1 protein-coding gene is annotated in these 636 nt (G+C 49.7%); it reads left to right on the top strand.

The features are described from left to right. Positions 1–50 precede the first annotated feature (50 nt). On the top strand, positions 51–636 hold a 586-nt coding region (locus H6A20_RS13085; protein ID WP_338106719.1), incomplete at its 3' end, for an IS3 family transposase.

Genomic DNA, 636 nt, shown 5'->3' on the forward strand with positions numbered 1-636 from the left:
AAGAAATCATCAGTGAGGATGAATGTAACGATACTTATGGACGGATCCGGATGTATCAGGCGCTGTTGCTGAAGCAGCCGGAGGGCGTACATATACCCAGTGAACGGACTGTATACCGGGTTATGGATCAGATCGGTCTGAGTCATCGGCCAAAGGGAAAGCCAAATGGGCTTACAAAGGCAGACCGGGAAGCCATGAAATCGGAGGATCTGTTGAAGCGGGATTTCCATTCAGATGCCCCATTAGAAAAATGTATTACAGATATCACGGAGATCCCGGCGCGCAATGGGAAACTGTATGTATCTGCGATATTCGACTGCTTTGATCTTAGCGTCCTCGGTCTGTCAATGGGAACCAACATGAAATCAGATCTGTGTATCCAAACACTGGAAAATGCCCTGACTGCATATCCCGCATTGGAAGGAGCGATTATCCACAGTGACCGCGGAACACAGTATACCAGTGAGTCCTACCGCCAGACCATTCGGGAGCACCACATCCACCAAAGCATGAACAGTGCAGGAGGCCGCTGCCATGATAATGCACGCTGTGAGAGTATGTGGGCCAGAATGAAGACGGAACTCCTCTATGACCGCTATGACACAAGCCAGATGACGGTAGAGGAATTAAAAGCGC

The sequence above is a fragment of the Mordavella massiliensis genome (assembly GCF_016901695.1).
GTDB lineage: Bacteria > Bacillota > Clostridia > Lachnospirales > Lachnospiraceae > Claveliimonas > Claveliimonas massiliensis_A.